This window comes from Pedobacter sp. 10L46_2 (genome assembly GCF_056395165.1).
On record NZ_JBFTIZ010000336.1, the window covers coordinates 1 to 4,494 of the forward strand.

Genomic DNA, 4,494 nt, shown 5'->3' on the forward strand with positions numbered 1-4,494 from the left:
TAGTAAACCTGGAACTGCACCTGTTATCAGGATTAGAGGTGCCAGGTCAATCGGAGCTGATAATGACCCGCTTTTTGTAGTTGATGGTATACCTTATAATGGAAATATTAATGATATAAATCCAGACGACGTAGTGTCTGTAGAAGTGTTGAAAGATGCATCATCTACCGCTATTTATGGGTCAAGAGGAGCTAACGGAGTAATTCTGGTAACTACCAAAAGAGGAAAAGAAGGGGCGCCAGTAGTAACTTACAGTGGTTACGCCGGAGTAACTAAGAATTTGGGCAAGATTGACGTGATGGATGGTAAGCAGTTTGAAATGCTAAAAAGATGGGCTGTAGTTAACGGTAATTTCGACAAGAATAACAAGCCTATTTTTACCGGAATTGATGATCCAAAAATATTAACTAGTGGTATTTTCTCTGCAGAGGAACTAGACGGCATTGCAAGTGGACGAAGCACTGATTGGCAGGACCTGATATATAAAAATGGAATAAAGACCAATCATCAGGTAGGTGTTTCAGGTGGGACAGAAAAAACGCAGTATTCCGTTTCGGGGGGATATTTTAATGAAACGGGCATTTATCCCGGACAAGCTTATGAACGATATAGTGTGAAATTGAGCGTTGATCAGCAGTTGGGTAAATATTTTAAGGTAGGATTAAACTCCTTAAATTCATTTAATACCACCAAGGGAGAAGGAGCGAATCCAATGGGACAGGTTCTGCGGGCAAGCCCATTGGCTACGCCATATGATGCCGATGGTAAGTTATATGGATTTGTGCCGGGCAGTGCCAATCAGGTATGGAATCCACTTGGAGACTTTGTTGAAGGAGCCAAAGTAGAAAACAGAAAAAGATATGRAACTTTTACAACACTTTATTTAGAAGCAGCAATAGCTGATGGTTTGAAGTACAGGTTTAATGCAGGCGCTGAGGTGAAATCTGATGTTTACGGTAACTTCTTTGCCAGTGCTACTTCTGATAATTTGGGCGGATTGTCTAAGTCAAATAATAAAACAGGCTTCCGTTCTAATTATACCTTAGAGAATATTTTAACTTACGATAAGGTGATTGCTGAAGATCATAAGTTGAATTTTACCGGATTGTTTAGTTATCAGCAATCACAGAATCAATCAAATTCATTTAGTAATAATGACCTTCTGGCCGATAACCTTTGGTATTACAACCCGGCTTTGGGCTCGAATCTGGTTGGTAGCGGTAGTTACTCCAAATGGTCAATCATTTCTTATATGGGAAGGATTAACTATGGATTTAAAGATAAATACTTATTAACCTTAACTATGCGCTCGGATGGTTCATCGAGACTTGCTCCCGGAGGTAAATATAAAGTGTTTCCATCTGCTGCTGCGGGATGGAATATCATTCAGGAAAATTTCATGAAGGACTCAAAGGTATTTACAAATTTAAAACTGAGAGCTAGTTACGGTGTTGTTGGAAATACATCCATAGATCCTTATGAAACCCTGGGTAGTTTATCTGGAGCAGTTTATAATTTTGGTGATAAGACTACAACTGGCTTATACCTTTCTAACGTTCCTAATCCAAATTTAACGTGGGAAAATACCGCTACTGCTAACATCGGTTTAGATTTTGGTATTTTAAACAATCGGATTACAGGATCAATTGAGGCTTATAAAGTTTATACCGATAAATTGTTGCTGCCTCAGGATCTTCCATTTACTTCCGGAATACCAAATGCGATAGTAACCAATGTAGGGAAATCCGAGAACAAAGGCTTTGAATTTCAGGTGAGCACTGTGAATTTTAACGGTGATGGTAAAGATAAATTTAGCTGGAGCACAGATTTTAATGTTTTTGTTAATAGAGGGAAAATTACCCAGTTACAAGACGGCGTAATTAATGATATAGCTAATGGACGTTTTGTAGGGCAGCCAATTGGTGTAATTTATGATGATAAAAGAGTTGGAATATGGCAAAATACACCGGCTGATAGTGCATTAGCATTGGCTTACGGATTAACTGTCAAACAAGGTTCGAGTTCTGTAATAGGTAATATTAGAATTGCAGATGTGAACGGTGATGGGAAAATCAATGCTGATGATAAGACGTTTATTGGGTCTAGTGAGCCCGACTGGTCTGGGGGTATTACAAACAGATTTGCGTATAAAAACTTAGATTTTACGGTAGTGGCTTTTGGAAGATTTGGAAGTACCATTATTAGCAGTGTTCATAATAGTGGGTTTGCCAATACTTTTCAAGGAAATTATAACAACCTGGATGTTAATTATTGGACACCAACCAACCATGAAAATTTCTGGCCCAAGCCTAATGCTGCCGCAACAAACACACCTAATAGAGGAGTATTAGGGTACTTTGATGGTACGTTTGTTAAGATCAGAAGCATGACGCTTGGATATAATCTGCCTACAGCTCTTGCTGCTAAAATTGGAGGTAAAACTTTGAGGGTTTACGCTTCTGCCAATGATGCTTTTATTCTTTTTTCAAAGTACAGGAATGTTTATAAAGGCATAGATCCGGAGGCTCTTAATGGAGGAAATAATAAGGGGTCAGTTGGTGTTGATACACCTGCAACTTATTCAATTGTGTTTGGTTTAAACATGACCTTATAATTTTTACAATAAATTATATACTAATGAAAAATATATACATAATATTGGCTTGTTTCTGCCTGGCAGTTACAGGCGGATGTAAAAAAGCTTTAATAGAAGAGCCACATTCAACACTAACGCCAGATTTTTTCTCTACGGCCCAGGGTTTTCAGAAGGGACTTGATGCGGCTTATGCAGGTACCCGCTCTTTCTGGGGGAACCAAAACCTATTCACTATGACGGTGATTGGTACGGATGAGTTTTACACAGGTAAAGATGGAAACAACAACATCAATAAATACAATAGTAATTACAATACTGAAAATGGAACTGTCTCCGCAATTTGGAAAGACTGTTATGTTAATATTAATACCTGTAATGGTGTAATTGATAATGCAGTTAAGGTTACTGGGGTTGCAGATGATCTTAAAAATAGAATTGTGGCAGAAGCTAAGTTTTTACGGGCAAATTACTATTTTATCCTTGTGCAATTTTGGGGTGATGTTACTTTGAATAAAAATTTCCAAAGTACACCTACAACTTCTGCATCCCGTCAGCCTTTAGCTGAGGTATACGATTTTATTGTTCAGGATCTTAAAGATGTACTTGCAGAGCCAACTTTATTTGCCGGTCCTAAGTCAAGCGGGGCTTTGCCAGGACAGGCTAATAAAGCTGCTGCTATGCACTTATTGGCTAAAGTATATTTAACCAGAGCTGGCTCATCTGCTAAAAAAGCAGATGATTATACAAATGCTTATACCTCTGCAATGCAGGTAATCAATACAAGTGGGGCCACATTGCTCCCTGATTTTGCTAGTGTTTATGCAGAAGGAAATGAGAATAGTAATGAAGTATTGTGGACAGTACAGCATACCTCAAATTTGGCATATAATGGGCCGAATAATAGTGGTGGGGCAGATAACGTACTAAACCATATGTGGGTACCACAATATGAGCTTCGTCCGGGAATGAAACGCGATGTGTTTTATGGAAGGCCCTATATTCGTTGTGTTCCTACAGCATGGTTAACAAATGAAGCTTTTGCAGAGCGCGTAAATGACACCCGATATGCAAAAACTTTTCAAACCGTTTGGCTGTGTAATAATGCCGCGTCCATTCCCAAGTGGGAAAATCCGCTTCCGCCAGGAGCACCTGCAAATGCTGTAGTAGGGCAACCTAAGTTTGCCTTAGGCGATACTGCGATATTTATGCCTGGGTATGATGTTAGTGATGCTAAAATAGCAGCATCCAGATATTTACTGATACCTCCACGTAAGTATGATAATACTTTATCGCCTTATATGAAAAAATATAATGACACTAAACGCGCAGATTTAAACTATCCCTCGATTAGACCTGTTATTGTATATCGCTTAGCCGAAACCCATTTGATTGCAGCAGAAGCAGCATTTATGGGCGGTGCAGCGGCTTCAGAAGCGGTTAATCATATCAATATTATCAGAAGGCGGGCTGCGTTCCCAAATCCAAATCCTTCTGTAATGGATGTTGCTTCAATTCCTTCACTTGATTTTATTTTAGATGAGCGTTCGAGGGAATTATGTGGAGAGAATGTTAGGTGGTGGGATCTTGTAAGAACCGGTAAATTAATTGATAGGGTGAAAACTAAAAATTATAATCCGGAAGCAGGAGCAAATATTATGGATTTCCATGTGCTTAGACCTATTCCTCAGGATCAGATTGATGCTACAACTACAGGCCCGAAATACCCGCAAAACCCGGGATGGTTTTAGCAGATTATACTTAATAGCTATATTTAATTAGAGATAATGATTAGACTGATTAAAGTGAAATTATTGGTTAGTTTATGTGTGTTGGCGGCTTTTACAAGTTTTGTAAGGGCTGCCGACTTKAACATCATCAAATATGGTSCTGTTGGAGAT

2 protein-coding genes are annotated in these 4,494 nt (G+C 38.9%); both read left to right on the forward strand.

Annotated elements, in window-relative coordinates; all coding sequences use genetic code 11:
• Positions 1-2,614 (forward strand): SusC/RagA family TonB-linked outer membrane protein (locus AC1DDX_RS24205; protein ID WP_477622733.1); only part of this gene is annotated, 2,614 nt, incomplete at its 5' end.
• Between the two features lie 23 nt (positions 2,615-2,637).
• A complete protein-coding gene (locus AC1DDX_RS24210) occupies positions 2,638-4,344 on the forward strand; it encodes a RagB/SusD family nutrient uptake outer membrane protein (RefSeq protein ID WP_172663695.1) in 1,707 nt (568 codons plus the stop codon).
• The last annotated feature ends 150 nt before the right edge of the window (positions 4,345-4,494 follow it).

Excerpts from the sequence above, each read along its gene's own strand:
- AC1DDX_RS24210 (WP_172663695.1), top strand. The coding sequence starts at position 2,638 with ATGAAAAATATATACATAATATTGGCTTGTTTCTGCCTGGCAGTTACA.